The sequence below is a fragment of the Burkholderia sp. AU45251 genome (assembly GCF_030482905.1).
GTDB lineage: Bacteria > Pseudomonadota > Gammaproteobacteria > Burkholderiales > Burkholderiaceae > Burkholderia > Burkholderia aenigmatica.
The window spans coordinates 1-23,875 of the sequence record NZ_JAUJQH010000048.1; the positions used below are offsets into that span (position 1 = coordinate 1).

Annotated in this window: 21 protein-coding genes and 2 pseudogenes; 20 read left to right on the plus strand and 3 right to left on the minus strand. The window is 63.1% G+C overall.

The window, feature by feature from the left end:
* On the plus strand, positions 1 to 257 hold a 257-nt coding region (locus QZM67_RS38860), incomplete at its 5' end, for an alkaline phosphatase family protein (protein ID WP_301811584.1).
* A 61-nt stretch (positions 258 to 318) separates the two neighbouring features.
* On the plus strand, positions 319 to 1,503 hold the full coding sequence (locus tag QZM67_RS38865) for a cytochrome-c peroxidase (RefSeq protein ID WP_301811625.1): 1,185 nt from the start codon (positions 319 to 321) through the stop codon (positions 1,501 to 1,503).
* A 492-nt stretch (positions 1,504 to 1,995) separates the two neighbouring features.
* Here QZM67_RS38865 and QZM67_RS38870 read toward each other — a convergent pair.
* Positions 1,996 to 2,242 (minus strand): annotated as a pseudogene (locus tag QZM67_RS38870) (IS21 family transposase); the annotation flags it as partial.
* Positions 2,243 to 2,623: 381 nt separating this feature from the next.
* On the opposite strand from QZM67_RS38870, the gene QZM67_RS38875 reads away from it, so the two are divergent.
* The 6 genes from QZM67_RS38875 to hutC all read left to right on the plus strand — a co-directional run bounded on the left by QZM67_RS38875 (position 2,624) and on the right by hutC (position 8,207).
* Positions 2,624 to 3,484: a transporter substrate-binding domain-containing protein gene (locus tag QZM67_RS38875; RefSeq protein ID WP_301811588.1), complete on the plus strand. Its 861-nt coding sequence runs from the start codon at positions 2,624 to 2,626 to the stop codon at positions 3,482 to 3,484.
* A gap of 92 nt (positions 3,485 to 3,576) precedes the next feature.
* Entirely contained in the window at positions 3,577 to 4,299 is a 723-nt protein-coding gene (locus tag QZM67_RS38880) for an ABC transporter permease (RefSeq protein ID WP_301811591.1), read from the plus strand.
* 12 nt (positions 4,300 to 4,311) lie between these two features.
* Complete coding sequence (locus QZM67_RS38885) at positions 4,312 to 5,058, plus strand: ABC transporter permease (protein ID WP_301811592.1); 747 nt, start codon at positions 4,312 to 4,314, stop codon at positions 5,056 to 5,058.
* A gap of 27 nt (positions 5,059 to 5,085) precedes the next feature.
* Positions 5,086 to 5,877 carry an ABC transporter ATP-binding protein gene (locus QZM67_RS38890; RefSeq protein ID WP_301811594.1) on the plus strand — a complete coding sequence of 264 codons (792 nt, stop codon included), beginning with the start codon at positions 5,086 to 5,088 and terminating at the stop codon, positions 5,875 to 5,877.
* Between the two features lie 7 nt (positions 5,878 to 5,884).
* Positions 5,885 to 7,381 (plus strand): histidine ammonia-lyase, encoded by a 1,497-nt coding sequence (gene hutH / locus QZM67_RS38895; RefSeq protein ID WP_301811598.1) that lies wholly within the window; start codon positions 5,885 to 5,887, stop codon positions 7,379 to 7,381.
* 70 nt (positions 7,382 to 7,451) lie between these two features.
* Complete coding sequence (gene hutC / locus QZM67_RS38900; protein ID WP_301811601.1) at positions 7,452 to 8,207, plus strand: histidine utilization repressor; 756 nt, start codon at positions 7,452 to 7,454, stop codon at positions 8,205 to 8,207.
* Between the two features lie 224 nt (positions 8,208 to 8,431).
* Here hutC and QZM67_RS38905 read toward each other — a convergent pair whose 3' ends face one another.
* Positions 8,432 to 9,421: a sugar-binding transcriptional regulator gene (locus QZM67_RS38905; RefSeq protein WP_301811603.1), complete on the minus strand. Its 990-nt coding sequence runs from the start codon at positions 9,419 to 9,421 to the stop codon at positions 8,432 to 8,434.
* A gap of 87 nt (positions 9,422 to 9,508) precedes the next feature.
* Entirely contained in the window at positions 9,509 to 9,979 is a 471-nt protein-coding gene (rpiB, locus tag QZM67_RS38910) for a ribose 5-phosphate isomerase B (RefSeq protein ID WP_301811606.1), read from the minus strand.
* A 290-nt stretch (positions 9,980 to 10,269) separates the two neighbouring features.
* Here rpiB and QZM67_RS38915 point away from each other — a divergent pair, with 290 nt between their 5' ends.
* The 12 genes and pseudogenes from QZM67_RS38915 to QZM67_RS38970 all read left to right on the plus strand — a co-directional run.
* Positions 10,270 to 11,748 (plus strand): sugar ABC transporter ATP-binding protein, encoded by a 1,479-nt coding sequence (locus tag QZM67_RS38915; protein WP_301811608.1) that lies wholly within the window; start codon positions 10,270 to 10,272, stop codon positions 11,746 to 11,748.
* Positions 11,745 to 12,731 (plus strand): ABC transporter permease, encoded by a 987-nt coding sequence (locus QZM67_RS38920; protein WP_301811611.1) that lies wholly within the window; start codon positions 11,745 to 11,747, stop codon positions 12,729 to 12,731. Before QZM67_RS38915 ends, QZM67_RS38920 begins: the two co-directional genes overlap by 4 nt.
* An 82-nt stretch (positions 12,732 to 12,813) precedes the next feature.
* On the plus strand, positions 12,814 to 13,776 hold the full coding sequence (locus tag QZM67_RS38925) for a substrate-binding domain-containing protein (protein WP_301811627.1): 963 nt from the start codon (positions 12,814 to 12,816) through the stop codon (positions 13,774 to 13,776).
* 105 nt (positions 13,777 to 13,881) lie between these two features.
* A complete protein-coding gene (locus tag QZM67_RS38930) occupies positions 13,882 to 14,970 on the plus strand; it encodes an alcohol dehydrogenase catalytic domain-containing protein (RefSeq protein WP_301811615.1) in 1,089 nt (362 codons plus the stop codon).
* A 109-nt stretch (positions 14,971 to 15,079) separates the two neighbouring features.
* Complete coding sequence (locus QZM67_RS38935) at positions 15,080 to 15,847, plus strand: GolD/DthD family dehydrogenase (RefSeq protein ID WP_301811629.1); 768 nt, start codon at positions 15,080 to 15,082, stop codon at positions 15,845 to 15,847.
* Between the two features lie 26 nt (positions 15,848 to 15,873).
* Complete coding sequence (locus tag QZM67_RS38940; protein ID WP_301811617.1) at positions 15,874 to 16,878, plus strand: dihydroxyacetone kinase subunit DhaK; 1,005 nt, start codon at positions 15,874 to 15,876, stop codon at positions 16,876 to 16,878.
* Positions 16,875 to 17,549 (plus strand): dihydroxyacetone kinase subunit DhaL, encoded by a 675-nt coding sequence (gene dhaL / locus QZM67_RS38945; RefSeq protein ID WP_301811631.1) that lies wholly within the window; start codon positions 16,875 to 16,877, stop codon positions 17,547 to 17,549. The genes QZM67_RS38940 and dhaL overlap by 4 nt, the downstream gene beginning before the upstream one ends.
* A 99-nt stretch (positions 17,550 to 17,648) precedes the next feature.
* Positions 17,649 to 19,685, plus strand: a complete 2,037-nt coding sequence (gene tkt, locus QZM67_RS38950; RefSeq protein ID WP_301811636.1) for a transketolase — start codon at positions 17,649 to 17,651, stop codon at positions 19,683 to 19,685.
* 178 nt (positions 19,686 to 19,863) lie between these two features.
* Positions 19,864 to 20,904, plus strand: coding sequence for a class II fructose-bisphosphate aldolase (fba, locus tag QZM67_RS38955; RefSeq protein WP_301811618.1), 1,041 nt, complete (start codon positions 19,864 to 19,866; stop codon positions 20,902 to 20,904).
* Positions 20,905 to 20,979: 75 nt separating this feature from the next.
* Positions 20,980 to 22,428 (plus strand): glucose-6-phosphate dehydrogenase, encoded by a 1,449-nt coding sequence (zwf, locus tag QZM67_RS38960; protein WP_301811621.1) that lies wholly within the window; start codon positions 20,980 to 20,982, stop codon positions 22,426 to 22,428.
* Positions 22,429 to 22,533: 105 nt separating this feature from the next.
* Complete coding sequence (locus QZM67_RS38965; RefSeq protein WP_301811639.1) at positions 22,534 to 23,559, plus strand: class 1 fructose-bisphosphatase; 1,026 nt, start codon at positions 22,534 to 22,536, stop codon at positions 23,557 to 23,559.
* 138 nt (positions 23,560 to 23,697) lie between these two features.
* A pseudogene (locus tag QZM67_RS38970) lies at positions 23,698 to 23,875 on the plus strand (glucose-6-phosphate isomerase); the annotation flags it as partial.

The window sequence follows — 23,875 nt, forward strand, 5'->3', positions numbered from 1 at the left end:
TGCCGGTCTTCCCGCAGACGTCGTCGCTCGCCTACCACGGCGCGACGATCAACCTCACGAAGCAGAGCTTCGGCGGCGACCAGACGGGCGCGGTGATGATCTCGAAGTTCATCAAGCCGGGTACGGTGTCGACGGTCGCGTACAACCACTATTCGATGCTGAAGAGCGTCGAGGACATCTTCGGGCTCGACCATCTCGGCTATGCAGGGCAGGCTGGCCTGCAAGGCTTCGGCAATGACATCTTCACGAACCTGTGAGATGCGGCGGATGCTAGGCGATGTGTGTCGAAGCGGGGGCTGGCGCGCGCTGGGCGCGGCGCTGGCGATCTGGGCCTGCGCCGCGCCGGCCGGCGCGACCGGGCCGAGCGACGCGGCGGCCCTCGGCAAGCTGATGTTCTTCGATCCGTCGTTATCGGCGTCGGGCAGGATGTCGTGCGCGACGTGCCACAGTCCCGAGCACGCGTACGGGCCGCCGAACGGCCTGGCCGCGCAGTTCGGCGGTGCCGATCTGAAGCGGCAGGGCACGCGCGCGGTGCCGAGCCTGCGCTACGTGCTGAACCGTACGCCGATCTGGTCGCATCCGCAGGCCGCCAGCGTGGCCGAGCGGCTGACCGAAACCGATAACGCGCCGATCGGCGGCTTCGGATGGGACGGGCGCTTCGACCGGTTGCGCGATCAGGCGAGCTTTCCGCTGCTGAATCCGGATGAGATGGCGAACCCGAGCGCGGAGGCTGTCGTCGCGAAGCTGCGGCGCGCGCCGTATGCGAATCGCTTCCGCAAGGTATTCGGCGAGCATGCGTTCGACGACTCGAAGCAGGCGTTTGCGAATGCGGCGCTCGCGATCGAGCGTTTCGAACTCGAGGATCCGAGTTTTCGCCCGTACACGAGCAAGTTCGACTACTACCTGGACGGCAAGGTCGAACTGAGCGCGCAGGAGATGCGCGGCAAACGGCTGTTCGACGATCCCGCGCGCGGCAACTGCGCGTCGTGCCATATCGACCAGCCGGGCGTGAACGGCGCGCATCCGCTGCTGACCGACTTCACATTCGAGGCGCTTGGCGTGCCGCGCAACCGAGAGTTGCGCGCGAACGCGAATCCCGATTACTACGACCTCGGGTTGTGCGGCCCGGTGCGCGCCGACCAGTCCGCCGACCAGTCGAATTGCGGGCTGTTCAAGACGCCGACGTTGCGCAATACGGCCACGCGCCGTGTGTTCTTCCACAACGGCCGTTTCCACACGTTGAAGGACGCGCTGCGATTTTACGTGCAGCGCGACACGAGCCCGGAGAAATTGTACGTATCCGATATGCATCGGCATGTCGTCAAATTCGACGATTTGCCCGCGAACCTGCGAAGCAACGTCGATACGACGGACGAGCCGCTGACACGCAAGCGCGGCGAGCCGCCGGTCTGGAGCGAGGCGGACATCGCCGACGTCGAGGCCTTCCTTTCGACGCTCAATGACGGCTACGCATCAAAGCATCCGCCATCCCCTGGCCGTTGAGTCCCTTCGCAACTGGCGCGTATGGCGCGCGTTTTCAAAGGACTTCGTCCAACCTCGGCTGCGTTAAGGTATCCGCTTCCCGGAAATCCGCGAGGAACCGAAAATTGGAGGACGGCCCTATGCCCTCCGTCAAGCGTTAGGGGCTGACTTGGGCTGTAAATGGCGCCGTCGCGCAGCATGGCGAACAGGACGCTCACTCTGCATCGGATTGCGGACGTGCTTCTCGATAGGCGGGCAACCTTCCAAAGACGACTTTTCTGAGAATTCCCGTGCCCAAGGACACCTTTTCTGAGATGGGCTGCGTCGGGTTGCCTCAAAAAAGATGTCCGCAGTCTCAATAAGTTGTCTTTGAATAAAAGGTGAGATATTGGCGGCTGGCCTCGTGACACCGAACGAGATTGCGGCGAATTGCAGAGCCGATGTGCCGGCTCAAGCTATCGCGATCTAGGCGCCTTCCGGCAATTATCATTTGCGGCTTTACGGTAGTCATCTATCGAGAACGTCGAGTGACTCCCAACGCTTCCGGGTCGCGTCATGCCAGATCTGGCGACGCCGATCCTGAACGTCATTTTTCGACGACTCCTTTCTCCCAGCCAGCGGCCCGGTTGCAGCATTCCGGCTCGAACAAGTCGTGATTGCATATCGCATGGAAGCGGGCGTTGACAGTCCGTTCCTTGCCGGGACCAATTTTGGCGACTGCAGTTTTCATGTTGTCGTAAATGCCGCGACGCGGCACCCCATCGAGCGCGTCGATAGCTCCCGTCATAGCCAGCGGCGCGCAACGCCTCGTACATCTGCGTTGCTGTTTTCGATGAAAAAACTTGCCGCAAACGGGTCGGTTTGGGTCGGCTATCGACAGCCTGACGGTAAAACCAATCGAATTCCGAATTTGTCTAGTCATCCTTGAGAAATGCATGCTGTGTTCGCACCATTTCCGTGCTTGCTTTCCCTATATTGATGCGTGCCTGATATCGCTTTTTAGGGGATTTCCCGCGTTTTTTCGATTTTCCGTACTCGCTTCTTGCTCGTCCATTTTTCTTCTTGCATGCTTGTATATACAAATTCCTGAGGCGGCTTGCTGCTCCGAAGGGATGGTGAACTTCAACGCAAGGAGAAACTCGTGAACGGCAAGCGCATCAAGTGGGCACTCAGGACGATCGGCGTCATCACGGCTGCAGTGGCAACGCTCGCGGCTCCCGTACAGGCAAAGGAGTGGAAGACGGTGACGGTGGCGCTCGAAGGCGGCTATGCACCGTGGAACCTCACGCTGCCCGGCGGCAAGCTGGGCGGTTTCGAACCGGAGTTGCTCGCCAACGTGTGCGAGCGGATCAAGGTGCAGTGCAACTTGGTCGCGCAGGACTGGGACGGGATGATCCCCGGCCTGCAGGCGGGGAAGTTCGACATCCTGATGGATGCGATTTCCATCACGCCGGAGCGCGAAAAGGTCCTGCTGTTCTCGCGCCCGTATGCGGCGACGCCTGCGACGTTCGCCGTCACCGATACCAAGATCCTGCCGAAAGCCGCGCCCGGCGCGCCGATCGTCAAGCTGTCGGGTGACGCGAATGCGGACAAGTCCGCCGTCGACGCACTGCGCAAACAGTTGAAGGGCAAGACGATCGGTATCCAGTCGGGCACTGTCTATACGAAATTCATCAACGACAGCTTCAAGGACATCGCGTCGATTCGCGTGTACAAGACCTCGCCCGAGCGCGATCTCGACCTCGTCGCCGGGCGCATCGATGCATCGTTCGACGACGTCACGTACTACGCGGCGAACAACGCGAAGAAGGACAACGCGTCGATCGTGCTCGCGGGGCCGAAGCTTGGCGGGCCGATCTGGGGGCCGGGCGAAGGGCTCGCGTTCCGCAAGCAGGACGCCGATCTGAAGACGAAGTTCGATACGGCGATCGGCGCGGCGCTCGCAGATGGCACGGTGAAGAAGCTTGCCGACAAGTGGTTCAAGACCGACGTCACGCCGTAAGCGCGCATTCGACCGCCGCCGCGTAAGCGCCTCGCGCGACGCGCGGCGGCAGGCATCCTGCGGATTCACTCAACGCTTGCCGGGAGGCACGCATGGCGATTCTAGAAATGCTCGGCTTCGGAACCGAAGGCTGGGGCGGTGTGCTGCTGCTCGCGGCGCTGATGACGGTGGCACTGACGCTCGCCGCACTCGCGGTCGGCGCCGCGATCGGCGCGGCGATCGCGGCGGCAAAGCTGTCACGCTACCGCAGCGCCCGCCTGCTCGGTGACCTGTACACGACGGTATTTCGCGGCGTGCCCGAACTGCTCGTCATCTATTTGTTCTACTTCGGCGGCTCGACGCTCGTCACGGCCGTCGGCCAGTGGTTCGGCGCGGAAGGTTTCATCGGCGTGCCGCCGTTCGTGATCGGCGCGCTCGCGGTCGGGATGATCTCGGGCGCTTACCAGGCGGAGGTGTATCGCGCGGCGGTGCTCGCGGTGTCGAAGGGCGAGCTTGAAGCAGCGCGCTCGATCGGCATGCCGAGCAGCATGGTGCTGCGCCGCATCCTGGTTCCGCAGGTGCTGCGCTTCGCGCTGCCCGGTATCGGCAACGTGTGGCAACTGAGCCTGAAGGACTCGGCACTGATCTCGGTCACCGGCCTCGCCGAGCTGCTGCGCACGAGCCAGATCGCCGCCAATTCTACCCATCAGTACTTCGTGTTCTTCGTCGCGGGCGGTGCGTTGTACCTGCTGATGACGGGCTTGTCGAACCGCGTGTTCAACCGGGCGGAAGCCATCGTCGGCCGGTCGTTCCGCCGCAATTTCGCGCGCAACTGACGGAGAACGTGCATGTCCATCGATTTCGACTTTCTCTTCGATACGCTGCGCCAGTTGCTCGCGGCCGTGCCGACCACGCTCGGCCTGTTCTTCGCATCGCTCGTGCTCGGCGGCCTGCTGTCGCTCGTGATCGTTACGATGCGCGTGTCGCCGCGCTGGCTGCCGAACCGCTTCGCACGGGCTTACATCCTCGTGTTTCGCGGCTCGCCTCTGCTGATCCAGATGTTCCTCGTGTATTACGGGCTCGGCCAGTTCGGCGTGATCCGCGAGAGCTTCATGTGGCCGCTGCTGCGCGAGCCGTACGCCTGTGCGGTACTGTCGCTCGCGCTGTGCACGGCAGGCTACACGGCCGAGATCCTGCGCGGCGGGCTGATGGCCGTGCCGATCGGGCAGATCGAGGCCGGCTATTCGATCGGTCTGTCGGGCTTCGCGCTGCTGCGGCGCGTGATCGGCCCGATCGCGCTGCGCCAGTGTCTGCCCGCGTATTCGACCGAAGCCGTGCTGCTCGTCAAGTCGACCGCGCTGGCCAGCCTCGTCACCGTGTGGGAAGTGACGGGCGTCGCGCAGCAAATCATTCAGCAAACCTACCGGACGACCGAAGTGTTCGTCTGCGCCGCCGTCATCTATCTGGGCCTGAACTTCATCGTCGTGCGCGTGCTCGGTGCGCTCGAATGGCGGCTCTCGGGGCACCTGCGTGCGCCGAAGTCTTCCGGTGCGCCGGCCGCAGCGAACCGCAATGCCCCGCGCGTCGCATCCTGAGCGCGCCATTCCTTCCTGGAGAATTCGATGAATACCGCTGCTCCCGTTGCGCTGTCGGTCAGAAACATCCACAAGTCGTTCGGCGATCATCATGTGCTGAAGGGCATTTCGCTCGACGCGCATGAGGGCGACGTCATCTCGATCCTCGGTGCGAGCGGATCGGGTAAGAGCACGTTCCTGCGTTGCCTGAATCTGCTCGAGACACCCGACGACGGTTCCGTTGCACTCGCGGGCGAAGAACTGGCGATGAAGCGCGCACGCGACGGCAAACTGCACCCGAGCGACCGGCGCCAGGTCGACCGGATCCGCTCCCAGCTCGGGATGGTGTTCCAGAACTTCAACTTGTGGTCCCACATGACGGTGCTCGACAACCTCGTCGAAGGGCCGCTGCGTGTGCAGAAGCGCAGCCGCGCCGAAGCGGTCGAAGAGGCCGAGGCGCTGTTGGCTCGCGTCGGTCTCGCGGACAAGCGCGGCTACTATCCCGCCCACCTGTCGGGCGGTCAGCAACAGCGTGTCGCGATCGCCCGCGCGCTCGCGATGCATCCGAAAGTGATGCTGTTCGACGAACCGACTTCGGCACTCGACCCCGAGCTGGTCGGTGAGGTTTTGCGCGTGATGCGCTCGCTCGCGGAGGAGGGGCGCACGATGCTGGTCGTCACGCATGAAATGGGCTTTGCGCGACACGTATCGAATCGTGTGATGTTCTTGCATCAAGGCGAAGTCGATACGGACGGGGCACCCGACGAAGTCTTCGGCGGCCAGACCTCCGAGCGCTTCCGGCAATTCGTGTCGAGCCACCACGATCGCACCACGAACTGAGGCCGCCATGACCGTATTTCGTGCGGCACGGCCGCTTGACTGGCGACAGGTTGCGACGGTGGCAGCAGGCGCACCACTTGCATTGGCCGACGACGCCCGCACGCGTGTCGTTGTCGCTCGTGAACTTGTCGACGAAATCGTCGCACGCGGTATTCGCGCGTACGGCGTTAACACGGGTGTCGGTGCGCTGTGCAATGTGATCGTATCGCCCGCTCAACAGAGCGAGCTGTCGCGCAATATCCTGATGAGCCATGCAGTGGGCGTCGGTGTGCCGCTCGGCGCGGCGGAAACGCGCGCGATCATGGCAGCGGCGATCAACAATTACGCGCACGGGTATTCGGGCGTGCGTGTCGACGTCGTCGAGCAGCTCGTCGCGCTGCTCGAGCACGATTGCCTGCCCGAAGTGCCGGCGCACGGTTCGGTCGGCTACCTGACCCACATGGCTCACGTCGCGCTCGTCTGCATCGGCCACGGTCATGCGCGATATCGCGGTGAGCGGATTCGTGGCGACGAGGCGCTGCGCCGTATCGGCCGCGACCCGCTCGTACTTGGCGCGAAGGAGGGGTTGAGCCTCGTCAACGGGACGCCGTGCGTCACGGGCCTGGCCGCGCTCGCGCTTGCTCGCGCGGAATGGTTGCTCGACTGGGCCGACTGGATTGCGGCGATGAGCTTCGAGAACCTTGGCGGGCAACTTGCCGCATTTGATCCGACTTCGCTCGCGCTGCGGATTTCGCCCGGTATCGAAAAGGTCGGTGCCCGTTTGCGTGCGCTGCTGGCGGACAGCGGGATGCTTGCAGCGGCGAGTGGCCGGCATACGCAGGATCCGCTCAGCTTGCGCACTATTCCGCACGTGCATGGTGCGGCGCGTGATGTGTTCGACGTCACGACTGAGGTGGTCAATCGCGAACTCGCGTCTGTTACCGACAATCCGATCGTTGCCGGCACGCGGGATGCGCCGGTCGCACAATCGCAGGCACATGCGGTCGGCGCGGGCATCGCGCTCGCGATGGACAGCCTCGCGGCGGCGATGGCCCAGGTCGCGGCGATCGCCGAGCGGCGCCTCGATCGGCTCGTGAATCCGCTCGTCAGCGGGCTGCCGGCGTTTCTCGCGACACCGGGCGGCAGTTGTTCGGGCTTCATGATCGCGCAGTACACGGCGGTCGCGCTGGTCGCGCAGAACCAGCGACTCGCGGCACCGGCGAGCCTCGACGGCGGCATCACGTCAGGGCTGCAGGAAGATCACCTGTGTCATGCGACGCCGGCCGCCCTGAAGGCGCTCGACATCATCGAGAATACGACGCGCGTGCTCGCGATTGAACTGCTGGCCGCCGCGCAGGCGTATGACTTGCAGGTTGACACGGCGGGGCGGCCAGCAGCGTCGACCGATGCACTGTGGCGGTGTGTGCGAGAGCGTGTGCGAGCGTATCAGGATGACCGGCCCCTCGCGGACGATATCGCGATTGCGGTAGGTATCGTCGCTGGTGTGCCGCCATCCATGCGTTGAGAACGGACTGCGTGCCGAAGAGCGGTACGCCGGCAAGCGGATCATCCATCATTCATTCGGCTGAGGGCGTATGAGCGAACCGGAACAGTGCGCACAAACCCGACTGCTGGTTACACCGGGCGACGACGTGCCGGCCAGAACGTTGCCGGCGTACCAGCAAATCAAGCGATATGTTGTTGAGCGGATCGCGAACGGCGACTGGAAGCCTGGTGGTGTCATTCCGACTGAGGCCGAGCTCGGCAAGGAGTTCGGTGTGGCCCGAATGACAGTGTCCCGCGCGCTACGCGAGCTGACTGCCGAGCGCGTACTGAACCGCGTTCAGGGCGCCGGTACATATGTCGAACGGCGACGTTACGAATCGACCGTGCTAGAGATCCGCAACATCGCGGATGAAATCTCCGAGCGCGGGCATCGGCACAGTGCGCGGGTCCTGCTCATCGAACGCAGTGACGAATCGGAAGCGATCGAAGTACTCGGGCTCCGTTCAGGGCCGGTATTTCATTCGCGCATCGTGCATTACGAGAATGATGAGCCGATCCAGTTTGAGGATCGCTACGTCAACCCGGCATTGTTTCCCGCATACCTGGAGCAGGACTTCACGATCGAGACACCGAACCATTACATGGTACGGCTCGCACCCATCCAGCGAGCGGCGTTCCAGATCTATGCCCAGAAGCCCGATGCACAGGTGCGTCGGCATCTCCTCATGGAAATCGGCGAGCCATGCCTGCTGCTTAAGCGTCGCACATGGGTCGGCGAGCACGTCGCAACGTCGGTCAGGCTGTGGCATCCGGCGTCACGGTTTCATCTGGCTGGAAATGTGTAGAGGCGACGGCCTCACATCGCAAGGCCCCAACGGCCCATTGCGGGTGAGCGGCCTCGGAGATCCCGGGGATACCAGAAGCGCGTCCCCGGAACGCCGCCGGAGATATCGGCACTGCTTTTCTCCCAGCGAGGGCTATCGGACGCAGAACGGTCGACGAAGCGCTGCATGGGCAGGGCTGGCGGCAACGTACGCCCGGGCAGACGTGGCCACCGCCCGTCCGTCGGCTATCGCGTGATCACTTCGTCCGCCAACGTCGTGCCGGCGCGGCCGCGCGTGGCGTCCTCGAGGCTGACGATGGATTGAGCGATCGCCTCCGTTGTGGCGAGTGTGGTAATCGCGCCGGTGCGCAATGCGCCGAGGACCGCCGTCGTCTTGGTGTTCTCGCTGGCCACCGCGATCACATTCGGAATCTGCTTCAGTTCATCGAGGCTGAGGCCGATGACGCGATCCCGGACCGGTGTGAGCACCGGACGGCCGGCGATGTCGATGAAGTGATAGCCCATCAGGTCGCCGATTGCTCCGCACTGTCGGAGTTCTGCGATTTCATCCGGTGAAAACCAGCCGGTGCGGACCATGTTGCTGTCTTCGTTGATGTCGCCGATTCCGACCAGTGCGACATGCGCGCGGCGAGCTTTGTCGAGGGTCGACTTGACGGCATCGTTGTTAAGTAATCCTTCCCTGACTTGCATGTCACTCACCAGCGCAGGCGCGTAGAGCGTCTCGCTGGCGCCGCCGAGCCGAGTGGCAAGGCGCCGGCTGATGTGGTCGGCGTTCATCATCTCGCCGCCACGGTAGAACCCGCCGATCGCGCAGACGAAAGTGGATGAGCGCTGTGTCGACGAGATCGCATGTTCCGAAATGGCGTTGATGTTGCGCCCCATCCCGACGGCGACGATCGTGTCGTTGGTCAGGATCCGGTCCAGATGGCTTGCGACGAGGCCGGCGAGCAGCTCGCGCTGCTTGTCCTGATCCTTGTGGTTGATCGAGATGATGGCCTTTTCGATGTCGAAGCGCTGGATCAGCTCGCGTTCCAGGTCGCGCGTGTCGCGAGGATGGTGACGTACGCGGATTTCAACGATGCCCTCTTCCTGAGCGCGTTTCAAGAGGCGCCCGATCTTCGCGCGGGACAGCGAGAACTGCTTCGACAGATCTTCCTGAGTCAGTCCGTCTACGTAATACAGCGTCGCGAGACGGGTCAGTTCATCGGTAGTCATACGGTGTTCACTCTCAATCGACTAGGCGCTCGAATGCGAGCGCTCGGACAAGCCGGGCGCGCGGTTGCCGACGAGATACGTGGCCGGTCAAGCGCTCGGATTGCTGCGGTTTGCGTGGTGGTCGTCTTCGTATTCCCGGATGAGATTCACCTTCGGAATCGAGCGGCCACCGTCGAAATGGGCACCAAGCCACGTATCGACGATTGCCTTGGCGAGTTCGGGGCCAACGACGCGAGCGCCAATTGTAATGATTTGCGCGTCGTTGCTCTTGCTTGCGCGCTCCGCCGAATAAGTGTCATGGCACTGCGCCGCGCGAATGCCGTGCACCTTGTTGGCTGCGATCGCCATGCCGATCCCCGTCCCGCACAACAGGACCGCCCGCTCATATTCGCCTGCCGCGACCTTCTCCGCAACCGCGAAAGCGATGTTCGGGTAATGCACCGGTTCGGCTTCGTACGTGCCGAAATCCGTCACGTCCAGTCCTGCGGCGAGGAGATGTTTCTTGATGACTTCCTTCAAGTCGAATGCGGCTTCATCGCAGCCGATCGCCAGTTTCATGGTTCGCTCCATTGAATCGTCTCACAAGGTGACTGCGCGAGTGCGCAAATGCGCAGATGTGATCAAATTCTCTATCGGATGATGCGAGGTGTCAAGTCGGGTTCGGTTGCCGAGTTGGCGGCGTCCAATCCAGCCGAAGTCGTAAATGCAGGCATAGGTTGAGAGATTTGGGCGCCGACGCTGGCTCGGGTAAACCATAGAACAGCGTTGATTGACACCGAAGCTGCAGCTACCTACCATTTGTTCCACATGCTCAATTGTTCATTAACGAGCAAATGTCAGGAGACAAAGTGGACGACCTTCTTTTGGAAGCCCGTGGAGTGCAGAAGGCATTCGGTGGCGTCAAGGCGCTCGAGGATGGACGGTTGCAACTGCGTCGCGGAAGCGTTCATGCGTTGTGCGGCGGAAACGGTGCAGGCAAGTCGACGTTCCTTGGCGTCGTGATGGGCATCACCCAGCGTGATGCGGGCGACATCCTGTTGAAAGGGCGGAGCGTCGCATTCCAGTCGCCGGCTGATGCACTCGCCAATCGCATCGCGATCATCACTCAGGAGCTGTCGCCGATTCCGGGCATGACGGTTGCCGAGAACCTGTACCTCGGGCGAGAACCGAGCCGTGCCGGTGTCTTCGTGCGGTTTGCGGAATTGGCGCGCCGTGCGCAGGCATTACTCGACCGGTTGGGTTTTCCGGTTGACGCCCGGGCAACCATGTCCTCGCTCAGCCTCGCGCAGATTCAATTGGTGGAGATCGCGAAGGCATTCAGTCACGACTGCGACGTGATGATCATGGACGAACCCACGTCCGCGATCGGCGAGCGCGAGACGGAGGTCCTCTTCAGCGCAATTCGCAATCTGACGGCCCAAGGGGCCGGAATCATCTACGTGAGTCACCGGCTTTCCGAGATTTTCCAGATTGCCGACGACTACACGGTGTTCCGCGACGGGAAATATGTCGAAAGCGGGCGCATTGCAGATATCGATCGGGCCCATCTTGTCAGCGCGATCGTGGGACGAAAGCTTAGTACGACAGAGAAGGTGCGCAGGCCGGTCGGCCAGCCAGTACTCGAATCCTCGGGGCTCACCCGCGGCCCGGAGTTTGCGGACATATCGTTGACGGTTCACCAAGGGGAAGTGCTCGGCATCTACGGACTCATGGGCGCGGGCCGAAGCGAGTATCTCAACTGCGTGTACGGATTGACCCGGCCCGATAGCGGCGAAGTCAGGCTCAATGGCCGCAAGCTGCCGATTGGCCAGCCTCGCAAGGCAATTCAGGCGGGCCTCGCACTGGTGACCGAGGACCGCAAGGAGACGGGGCTCGTGCTGTCGGCGTCGGTCCGAGACAACATCGCGTTCTCGGCATACAAGCGGCTGTCGACGCTGTCCGTGATCAGCCGGCGGCGGGTGACGGCGCTGGTTGAATCGATGGTCGAGCGAATGAAGATCAAGACCAGTTCGGTGTCGCTGCCGGTGTCGTCGATGAGCGGCGGCAATCAGCAGAAGGTTGTGCTCGCGCGCTGCCTGTCGACGGGGCCGTCGTGCCTGTTGTGCGACGAGCCCACGCGCGGCATTGACGAGGGCGCGAAGCGCGAGGTGTACCGGCTGCTCGACGAGTTCGTGACCAACGGGGGCGCCGCGATCGTGGTGTCTTCCGAGGCACAGGAAATTCTGGACGTCAGCGACCGGATCGCCATTTTCAAGTCGGGGCAGTTGGTCAAAGTGATCGACGGCCATACCACCACCCAGGAAGATCTCCTGCATCTCGCATCATGAATACTCAGACCACCTCCCTGAATGTCCCGGCGGGCCGGAGCCGCTCCGCGCACATGCACGATCTCTACCGGCGCTACGGCATCGTCACGGTGCTCGTGCTCCTGTGCATCGCGCTGTCCTTCGCCAACCAATATTTCCTGACCGTCGGCAACATTGCGGACATCCTGCGGCAGACCGCGATCAACGGGATCCTGGCTGTCGGCATGACCTACGTGGTGTTGACCGCGGGCATCGATCTGTCGGTCGGGTCGACGCTTGCGCTCGCCGGCATCGTGAGCGCCAGCCTGGTGACCGGCCCGCATGCGGTCAGTCCGGCGCTGGGCCTGGGTGCGGGCCTGCTGGTGGGCATGGTGGCCGGCGCAGTCAACGGCCTGCTCGTCGCGCGGCTGTCGATTCCGCCGTTCGTCGCGACGCTCGGCATGCTCAGCGCAGCGCGCGGGCTCACCTACATTTACAACGACGGGATGCCGGTGACCGATCTGCCCGACGGCTACCTGAGCATCGGCACGGGCGCGATCGCGGGCGTACCGGTGCCGATCATCGTGTTCGCGATCGTGGTTGTGCTGTTCTGGTTCGTGCTGCGCTATACGACCTACGGCCGCTATGTCTACGCAGTCGGTGGCAACGCGAAAAGCGCGAAGACCAGCGGGATCTCGACCGGCAAGATCATCTTCTCCGTCTACGTGATCGGCGGGCTGCTGGCGGGGCTCGCGGGCATCATCCTCGCGGCGCGCACGACGTCGGCGCTGCCGCAGGCCGGCGTGTCCTATGAGCTCGACGCGATCGCGGCGGTGGTGATCGGCGGGACGAGCCTGTCGGGCGGCACCGGTTCGCTCGGCGGTACCGTCGTCGGCGCGCTGCTGATCGGCGTGATCAACAACGGACTGAATTTGCTGGGGGTGTCTTCCTATTACCAGCAGGTCGTGAAGGGCGTCATCATCGTGGGCGCCGTTCTCCTCGATGCTTCGCGCAAGAAGCAGTAACACGGTTCCAGAAGCAGCAATCCGAAAAACACAGGAGACTTTGATGAGTGCGTGGAAGAAGACGGCATTGGCGTGTGTGGTGATGGGGTTGGCATGTGCGACGGCAAATGCGAAGCCGCTGCGCATCGGGGCCGCGGTTTACGGCCTGAAGGGCGAATTCATGCAGATGTGGACGAATGCGCTCAAAGCGCATCCGGCGGTCAAGGACGGCAGCGTGCAGATCACCGTGTTCGACGGCAATTACGACGCGCTGACGCAGAGCAACCAGTTCGACACGATGATCACGCAGAAATACGATGCGATCATTTTCGTGCCGATCGACAAGGCGGCCGGCGCGGCGGCGGTGGCGAAGGCAGCGGCCGCGCATATTCCCGTCGTCGGCTCGAATACGCGCGTGTCGGGCGACAAGCTCACCTCGTATGTCGGCAACGACGACGTGGTGGCGGGCCGAATGGAGGCCGAGGCGATCGTGACGGCGATCGGTGGCAAGGGCAACGTGGTGATCATCGAGGGGCCGATCGGCCAATCGGCGCAGATCGATCGATCGCAGGGCATTCAGGAAGTGCTGGCCAAGCATCCCGGCGTCAAGGTGCTGGAGCACAAGACCGCGAACTGGTCGCGGGCGGAATCGCTCGGCCTCGTCGAGAACTGGCTGACGGCCCATCCGGGCCAGATCAACGGCATCATCGCCGAGAACGACGACGAGGCGCTCGGCGCGATTCAGGCGTTGAAGTCGAAGGGGATCGATCCGAAGAAGCTGCCGGTGGCCGGCATCGACGGCATCACGGACGGCGTGGCGGCGGTCAAGCGCGGGGAAATGACGACGTTCTTCCAGGACTCCCGCGCGCAGGCGCAAGGCGCGCTCGACGTGGCGCTGCGTGCGGTGCAGGGCGCATCGTACAAGCCGCGCTCGGAGATCTGGGCCGACTACGGGGCGAAGATGCCGTGGGGCGACGGCACGGCGAAATCCTATACGGTGCCTTGGACGCAGGTCACGCCGGGCAATGCGGACGAATACCTGAAGAAGATTCCGAAACGCAATTGACGTATCGAGCGATGCGGGCCCGGCAGGCCGACGGGTTTCCGTCGAGCGAAACGTCGCTGTCCGGGCCGGATCGAACGGATCGAGTGATTATTTTCTGGAGAGGTCATGCACTATTCTGATGAGTCCATGCTCGCGGTCGTCTGCCATGCGCCGCAAGACTATCGTCTCGAGCAGGTGAAGAAGCCGGCGCCGGGGCCGAACGAAGTGATCATCAAGATCGCGTCGTGCGGCATCTGCGCGGGCGACTGCAAGGGATGGGACGGCGCGTCGCGCTTTTGGGGGGACGCGAGCGCCAATCGGCAGCCGTATATCAAGGCGCCGGTCATCGCGGGGCACGAATTCTGGGGCCACGTTGTCGAGCTCGGCGAAGGCGCGGCCGAGTATCACAACGTCGCGATCGGCGACCGGGTGATCGCCGAGCAGATCGTCCCGTGCGGGCGATGCCGCTACTGCAAGGGCGGGCACCGCTGGATGTGCGAGGTGCACGACGTGTACGGGTTCCAGCGCGAAGTCGCGGACGGCGGCATGGCCGAATACATGCGCCTGTCGGCCCGCGCGGTGATTCACAAGATCGACGGCCGCGTGTCGATGGAGGATGCCGCCGTCATCGAACCGCTGTCGTGCTCGATTCATGCGGTCAATCGCGCGGATATCGGCTTCGAGGACGTGGTCGTGATCGCGGGCGCCGGCACGCTGGGCCTGCTGATGGTTCAGGCGGCGCATCTGAAGACGCCGAAGCGGCTCATCGTCGTCGACATGGTCGACGAGCGCCTGAGTCTGGCGAAGCAGTATGGCGCGGATATCGTCCTCAATCCGAAGACCGACGACGTCGACAAGATCGTCCGTCAGCATACGGAAGGCTATGGCTGCGACGTCTACATCGAGACGACCGGCGTGCCGGCCGGCGTCACGCAAGGGTTGCAGATCATCCGGAAAATGGGGCGCTTCGTCGAGTTCAGCGTCTTCGGTCGCGACACGACAGTCGACTGGTCGATCATCGGCGAGGAAAAGGAACTCGACCTGCGAGGTGCGCACCTGAGCGGCGACTGCTATCCGGTCGCGATTGATCTGCTCGCGCGAGGGCTGATTACGTCGAAGGGCATCGTGACCCATACGTTTAAGCTGTCGCAATGGGATGAAGCGCTGAAGCTCGCCAATTCCCTCGATTCCATCAAGGTACTGCTGACGCCCTGAGTCGGCGCAGCAAGCCGCCCGGCCTCGTGCACAGCGCTGCCGGCACGATGGGCGAGGCGGCGGCAAGTGTGGTCAAGCGTAGACAATCAATGAAATGGAGAGCGGAACGATGTCGGCTAATTCAACGGCCTTTTTCGATATCGCGGACCGTGTGGCGGTCGTGACCGGCGGCGCGAGCGGGATCGGGCTGGCTGTCGCGGAGTGTCTGGCGACTGCCGGCGCGCGCGTCGCGTTGCTTGATATCAACCCGGACGTGGCGTCCGTCGCCCAATCGCTACCCGGCGCGCCGGGCCGGCACGTTGGCATCGCCGCCGACGTCACGGCCGCGGGCAACGTGCAGGATCTGGTGCGGCGCGTGACCGACGCGCTGGGGCCCGTCGACATTTTGGTCAACAATGCCGGTGTCGCGCTGCTTGATCGCGCGGAAGATCTGTCGGAGGACGCGTGGGATCGGACGATGGCGATCAACCTCAAAGCGCCTTTCATGCTGGCGCAGGCGTTCGGCCGGCAGATGCTGGGCCGGGGGCGCGGGCGGATTGTGAATCTGGCGTCCCAGGCGAGTGTCGTCGCGCTCGATCGGCACGTCGCGTACTGCGCGAGCAAGGCGGCGATCGTCGGCATGACGCAGGTGCTCGCGCTCGAATGGGCCGGGCGGGGTGTCACCGTCAATGCGGTTTCGCCGACTGTGGTCGATACTGAACTCGGCCGCAAGGCGTGGGCCGGCGCGGCGGGCGATGCGATGCGGGCCAGAATTCCGGTGGGGCGCTTCGCGCGTCCCGACGAAATCGCCACGTTGATCCTGTATCTCGTCAGCGACGCCGCTGCGATGATCAATGGCGAAAATATCGTGATCGACGGCGGATATACCGCCCAATAACCATCATGAAGGTCTAAAGGAACAGCATGAATCGCGTCATTAACAACCCGGATCTCGTGGTCGAAGACATGCTCCGCGGCCTTCTCGCGGCCCATCCCGAATTGCAGGCGGCGCCGGGCAATCCGCGCGTGGTGTCTCATGTCGGCGCGCGTCAGGAGGGGCGCGTCGGCATCGTGACGGGCGGCGGGTCCGGGCACGAACCGGCCTTCATCGGCTATGTCGGGCGCAACCTCGTGGATGCAGTGGCGGTCGGCGAGATCTTCTCGTCGCCGACGGCCAAATCGTTCTTCGATGCCTTCAAGGCGGCGGACAGCGGCGCGGGCGTCGCCTGCCTGTACGGCAATTACGCCGGCGACAACATGAACGTCAAGATGGCGATCAAGATGGCCGAGCGCGAAGGGATCCGCGTGCGGACCGTGGTCGCGAACGACGACGCCGCGTCGGCGCCGAAGGACGAACTCGACAAACGGCGCGGCGTTGCCGGCGAAATTGTGATGTGGAAAGTCGGTGGCGCGCGCGCGGCACAAGGCGCGTCGCTGGACGACGTGATTGCCGCCGCGCGCAAGGCTGTCGATGCGACGCGATCGATCGGCATCGGCTTGTCGGCGTGCACGATTCCGGCCGTCGGCAAGGCAAATTTCGTTATCAAAGACGGCGAGATGGAAGTCGGCATCGGCCATCACGGCGAACCGGGAATCCTGGTACAGAAGACGGTCCCGGCCAAGGACATGGCGAAGTTGATGCTCGACAAGCTGCTGCCCGACCTGCCTTTCTCGCGCGGCGACAAGGTTTCGGTGCTGCTATCCGGCCTGGGCGCGACGCCGATGATGGAACAGTACATCCTGTACGGCGAGGTTGCGGACTATCTGCGCGAAGCCGGCATCGACATCGTGTTCTCCTTCGTCGGCAATCTGTTCACGTCGCTCGAAATGATGGGCGTGACGTTGACGCTGACGAAGCTCGACGACGAGCTGAGCGCATGCCTCGCTCACCCCTGCAACAGTATCGGATTGAAAGTAGGAGACGCATGATGACCGAATTCGTTAAGTTGGCGGACGCCGGGAGCGTCGTGGTCGACCTGATCGAGACCATCAATACGAACCGTCAATACCTGAGCGAGGTCGACGGTGCCATCGGCGACGGCGATCACGGCATCAACATGAGCAAGGGTTTCACGCAGTGCGGCCAGAAGATGGCAGCGCGCGGCGAGGTGCCGTCGCTGCCCGTTGCGTTGAGCGATCTGTCCGAATCGCTGATGGAAGGCATCGGCGGCTCGATGGGGCCGCTGTACGGCACGTTCTTTCTCGGCATCGGCGAGGCGCTGGCGGGTCGTGAAGACCTGGACAAGGAGGCGCTCTATCGCGCGCTGGATGCCGGCATCGTCGCCGTGCAGGAGATCGGCGACGCGAAAGTCGGCGACAAGACGCTGATCGATACGCTGGTGCCTGCACGAAGCGCGTACCGGGCAGCGCTGGACGAAGGCAGGAGCTTTCGCGATTGTCTGGCGGCGATGACGTCGGCCGCCGAGGCCGGCATGAACTCGACGCGGGATCTGCGGGCACGCATCGGCCGCGCGAGCCGGCTCGGCGATCGGTCGATCGGCGCGCTGGATGCCGGCGCCTGCTCGTGCTTCCTGATCCTGCGCAGCATGGGCAACTCGATCGACAAGTTGCTGGAGAAATCGCCGCTGAACGCAGTCTGACCCGGCGCATACCAGCACAAGCCGGTTTCCCCGATCTTCATCGATTTCATCGCTGAGGATCCGGACAAATTATTCAGGTATACAAATTATTTGAACACCATGTCCCATGCTCACCCGACTCGAGCCGAACTTGCAAATGCGATTCGCTTTCTCGCCATCGATGCTGTCCAGGCCGCCAACTCAGGGCATCCTGGCATGCCGATGGGGATGGCCGACATCGCCGAGGTGCTGTGGAGAAAGTACTTGAAGCATGATCCGGCCGCGCCGGGCTGGGTGAATCGGGACCGCTTCGTCCTGTCGAACGGTCACGGCTCGATGCTGCTGTACGCGGTGCTTCACCTGACCGGCTATCCGCTGTCGCTCGACGAATTGAAGCGGTTTCGCCAGTGGAAGTCGATCACGCCGGGACATCCGGAGCGCGGCATGACACCAGGAGTCGAAACGACGACGGGCCCGTTGGGGCAGGGCATCGCGAATGCCGTCGGCATGGCGTTGGCGGAGCAATTGCTCGCGGCAGAGTTCAACGCGCCGGGTTTCGATATCGTCGACCACTATACGTATGTGTTCCTCGGCGACGGTTGCCTGATGGAAGGGATCTCGCACGAGGCATGTTCGCTTGCCGGCACCTGGGGACTCGGAAAGCTGATCGCTTTCTACGACGACAACGGTATCTCGATCGACGGACGCGTCGATGACTGGTTCACCGACGAAACTACCGCGCGCTTTCGCGCATACGGGTGGCATGTTGTCGAGCAGGTGAACGGACACGATCCGTCCGCGATCGAGCTTGCAATTGACGATGCACGCGCCGAACGGAATCGTCCGACGCTCATTTGCTGCAAGACGGTGATCGGGCAAGGCTCCCCGAACCGGGCCGGCACGCATGACGTGCATGGAGCGCCGCTGGGTGCGGTCGAGATCGAGGCGACGCGCGAAAACCTTGGCTGGTTTCATGCGCCGTTCGAGGTTCCTGACGCCATTCGGCAAGCGTGGGATGCCCGCCCCGCGGGCCGCGAACACAGTCTCGGCTGGAGCAGGCTCTTCGAGGCCTATCGAACGCAATACCCGGACAAGGCCGACGCGTTCGCGTCGCGCATGCGTGACGACACCGGCGAACGCGCGGCGGAGGTGATTGCCGGGCTCGTGGGGCAGAACGATTGGCTCGAACAGAAGATGGCGACGCGAAAGGCGTCGCAGAAATGTCTCGAGCACCTGGTTGCCGGGATGCCGGGGCTTCTGGGCGGATCGGCCGATCTCGCGCCGTCGAACCTGACGATGGTGGCCGCATCGCGGGCCGTGACGCGTCGCGATCCGCGCACTGCCGCGAACTATATCCACTATGGCGTACGCGAATTCGGCATGACGGCAATCATGAACGGCGTCGCCCTGCATGGCGGTTTCGTGCCCTACGGCGGGACGTTCCTCGTCTTTTCCGATTACGCGAAGAATGCGCTTCGCATGGCCGCGCTGATGCATCTGCAATGCGTCTACGTGTTTACGCACGATTCGATCGGCCTGGGCGAAGATGGGCCGACTCATCAACCGGTCGAACACGCTGCGATGTTGCGCCTGATTCCGGGCATGCAGGTCTGGCGACCGGCGGACGCGACCGAGACGGCATTCGCCTGGGCTGCGGCGCTCGAGTCGACGCGTGCGCCGACCGCACTGCTGCTTTCCCGTCAGAACCTGCCGCCGCTCTCCCGCACCGCGCAGGCGAAGGCGGACATTCGACGAGGCGGCTACGTATTGTCCGAGGCGGCGGGCGGTTTGCCCGATGTCGTGTTGATCGCGACCGGATCGGAAGTCGAACTCGCGATGAAGGCGCAGGCGGAGCTGGCACGGCAGGGTATTGATGCTCGCGTCGTTTCGATGCCGTCGAGTACGGCCTTCGATGCCCAACCACGTGAATATCGCCAACTCGTGCTGCCGCCGCAGGTTCGCCGTGTCGCGATCGAGGCCGCGGCTGGCGACTTCTGGCGAAAGTACGTCGGTTTGACCGGCGAGGTGGTGGGACTGTCCCGCTTCGGAGAATCGGCGCCTGCCGAGGTGCTGTACGAGGAATTCGGCATCACGGTCGAGGCCATCGTCGAGGCGGCGCGTCGTGTGGCGAGCGCGGAACCGGAGCAGGTGGATTGATCCGGATATCGGACGGCATGCCGCCGGCTGCGTCCGATACGCGTGAGCAATCGAAGCGTCTCGTATTCGAAGGATGACCCCGCAGAGGTGAACGGCGAAACGAGGCGCGAAATATGGGACTGACGCCCGAGTGAACGCTCCGGGCGTCCCCTGGATGCAACCTATTTTTGGAACAAGGATGGCACTGATCTCATTGCGGCAGCTGCTCGATCATGCCGCTGAATACGGCTATGGCGTGCCGGCATTCAACGTCAACAACCTCGAGCAGGTACAGGCCATCATGCAGGCGGCGGCGGCCTGCGACAGCCCGGTCATCATGCAGGCATCCGCAGGTGCGCGCAAATACGCCGGCGAAGCGTTCCTTCGGCATCTCGTCGAGGCCGCGATAGAGGCGTATCCGACGATTCCCGTGGTGATGCACCAGGACCACGGCGCGTCGCCGGCGGTTTGCCAGGCCGCCATTCGCAGCGGATTCAGCAGCGTGATGATGGACGGTTCGTTGATGCCTGACATGAAGACCGTCGCGACCTATGAATACAACGTCGAGGTGACGCGAACCGTGGTCGGCATGGCGCATGCGGTCGGTGTCTCGGTCGAGGGCGAGCTCGGATGCCTGGGTTCGCTCGAGTCCGGAATGGCGGGCGAGGAAGACGGCTCGGGCGCCGAAGGCGTGCTGGAGCGGGACGCCCTGCTGACCGACCCCGAGCAGGCGGCGGATTTCGTTGCGCGGACCGGCGTCGACGCGCTCGCGATCGCCATCGGCACGTCGCACGGTGCGTACAAATTTTCCCGTCAGCCGACGGGAGACATCCTCGCCATCGACCGGATCAAGGAGATCCATCGGCGTTTGCCCAATACGCATCTGGTGATGCACGGGTCCAGTTCGGTTCCGCAGGATTGGTTGCGGACGATCCGGGCGTTCGGCGGCGATATTCGCGAAACGTACGGCGTGCCGGTCGAGGAAATCTGCGAAGGCATTCGACATGGCGTGCGGAAAATCAACATCGATACCGATATCCGCCTCGCGATGACAGGCGCGATACGGCGGGCACTCGCGCTGAAGCCGGCCGAGTTCGATGTCCGGCACTTCCTCGCCGAAGCGCTGGTCGCGGCGCGAGATCTTTGCCGCGCGCGCTTCGAGGCGTTCGGCAGTGCAGGCCAGGCCGCACGAATCCGGCCGATTGCGCTGGAAGCGATTGCTCAAGGTTATGGTCGATAACCGGGAACGGGAGACGACTCCGGTACGGGGCGGCGCGATGTCGTCCAATGACGTCGCGCGGAAGGGAAGACTGCAATGAAAACACAGATTTTGGTGATCTTTGGCGGGACGGGGGACCTTGCGATGCGCAAGCTTCTCCCCGCGCTGTATCGGAATCATCTGGACGATGCGCTCTCGGACGAGCTGCAAATCGTTGCGGTAGGACGGGACAAGCTCGAAAGGCACACATACCAGGCGAAGGTGCGAGAGGCGTTGCACGTCTTCGATCCTGACGTGGATCTCGACGATGCACACTGGACAGCATTCGCGTCGCGACTCGATTTCGTCCAGATGAACGCGTTGCACGCCGGGGATTACGATCGCCTGGTGCTGAAGGTCAGGAAGTCGGCGCGGGCGGCCCGCATCTTCTATCTCGCCACGCCGTCCGAGTTGTTCGTGCCGGTTTGCGTGGGCCTGGAGAACGCAGGGCTGGTCGAGGCATCGTCCAAGGTGGTGCTTGAGAAGCCATTGGGGCACGATCTGCAATCCGCGCAGCAGATCAATCGCGAAGTCGGCGCGATCTTCAGCGAAAGCCAGATTTATCGGATCGATCACTACCTCGGCAAGGAGACGGTCCAGAATCTGTTCGCGCTTCGGTTCGGCAACGCGCTGTTCGAGCGGCTCTGGAATCGGGACGGAATCCGCGACGTGCAGATCACGATCGCCGAACAGGTCGGCGTGGAAGGGCGCGGTGCGTTCTATGAGCGCACCGGTGCGATGCGGGACATGGTCCAGAACCATCTGCTGCAGCTTCTGTGCATCCTCGCGATGGAACCGCCACTGAGCCTCGAGGCCGATGCGGTGCGTGACGAGAAGCTCAAGGTGCTCCGTTCCCTCAAGCCGTTGACGCCCGATGATGTCGCCCGGCAGACGGTGCGGGGGCAATATACGGCCGGGGAGGTGTACGGAACCCCGGTCGCGGGATACCTCGACGAGCCGAATATCGACGAGGACAGCCGCACCGAGACGTTTGTCGCGCTGAAGGCGGAGTTGAACAATTGGCGTTGGGCCGGTGTGCCGTTCTATCTTTGCACCGGCAAGCGCTTGCAGTCGCGCGTCGCGGAAGTGGTCGTGAATTTTCGCGACGTGCCGCACGCCGTGTTCGGGTCGCCGGCTTCCGCGCAAGATGGCAACCGGTTGGTCATCCGTTTACAGCCGGACGAGAGCCTGAAACTCTACCTGATGACGAAGTCGCCGGGAGACGAGATGACGATTCGGCCCGTCAGCCTGAATCTCGAGTTTTCCTCCGCATTTGCGTCGAGGCGGCGCGATGCTTACGAGCGGCTTTTGCTCGACGTGATCCGGGGGCGGCTGACCCTTTTCATGCGGGGAGACGAACTCGATGCTGCGTGGCGATGGATCGATCCGATCATCCAAGCCTGGCAGGTGCAGGACCGTCCGGAGCCTTATTCCGCCGGAAGCGAGGGCCCGGAGGCGGCGCTGGCGATGCTGGGGCAGCGTCGCGACGCCTCGTGCGACGCCTGAACGCCCGGTTCGGTCGGACACTCGACCGACACCCGCGACGCCTGCCGCCGGTTGTCGACCGACGTGATGTCCATGCTTGATGAGGCTGCAATGAATCCACTCCCCATTTCCGAAAACATGACACTCGGTGCGTTTCTTTCGAACGAGGCGCGCGATCGCAGGATACCCGCGTCGCTTCCGGCGATCGTCGAGGCGGTTGCGAGCGCTTGCTGCTCCATCGCCAAGGCGGTACGCAGAGGCGCATTCGACGCCCGATCGCGGTTGGTTCACGCGGAGAACGTGCACGGCGAAGTGCAAAAGCCGCTCGATATCATTTCCAACGAAATCCTGATCGGCGCGATCGAGTCGGTCGACAGTCTGCGGGGTTTCGTATCCGAAGAACTGGATTCGCATCGGATAACCCGCGTCGCGCGGGCAGATAGCGCCCCGGGTTACCTCCTGCTATTCGACCCGCTCGACGGCTCGTCCAACCTCGAGATCAACAGCATCGTCGGCAGCATCTTCTCCGTGCTCGATGCCCCGCCGTCGACATGTGTCATCGAAGCGCGTCATTTTCTTCAGCCGGGCACGAACCAGGTGTGTGCCGGCTACGCGATCTACGGCGCAACGACGATGTTCGTATTGACGACCGGACATGGCGTACATGGCTTTACCTTCGACGAGGAGATCGGCACGTTCGTGCTGACCCATGAGCGGCTTCGGATTCCGGAGAACACCGGCGAATTTGCGATCAACATGTCGAATGAGCGCTTCTGGGAGGCGCCGGTTCAGCGCTACATCAGGGAGTGCATCGCCGGTGCATCCGGGCCGAGAGAGTCGAATTTCAACATGCGCTGGATCGCGTCGATGGTCGCCGAAGTTCATCGAATCCTGATTCGCGGTGGCGTGTTCCTGTATCCGCGGGATAGCAAGAATCCCCAATTGGCCGGTCGGCTCCGGCTGATGTACGAGGCCAATCCGATGTCGTTGATTGTGGAGCAGGCTGGTGGAATGAGTACGACTGGACAGGCGCGCATCATGGACATCGTGCCTGACGAGATTCACCAACGCATCCCGGTCGTGTTGGGATCGAAATCGGAAGTGGAGCGCTTGCTTGCCTATCACCGGCATGCTTTGCCGGACGACTATTGATTGCCCGTCATCGGGAAAGCGAAGCCGAACGCTCGCAGGCGTTGCCAAGTTCGGCATCGATTGTGTCACGCAACCCATGGAATCGACAGATGACGTGCGTCCCGCCGAGCGGGAGCATCACAGGACTTTCGGAGCGACATGAACCTACACGATACATCTGCCTGGTCTGAACTTCAGGAACATTACGGACAGATCCGCCACGCCCGGCTGCGCGACTGGTTCGCACCGGAAAACGATCGCACGCCGACCCGTGCCGAACGCTTCACGCTCGCGGGCGGCGGCCTCGCAGCCGATTTCTCGAAGAACCGCATCAACG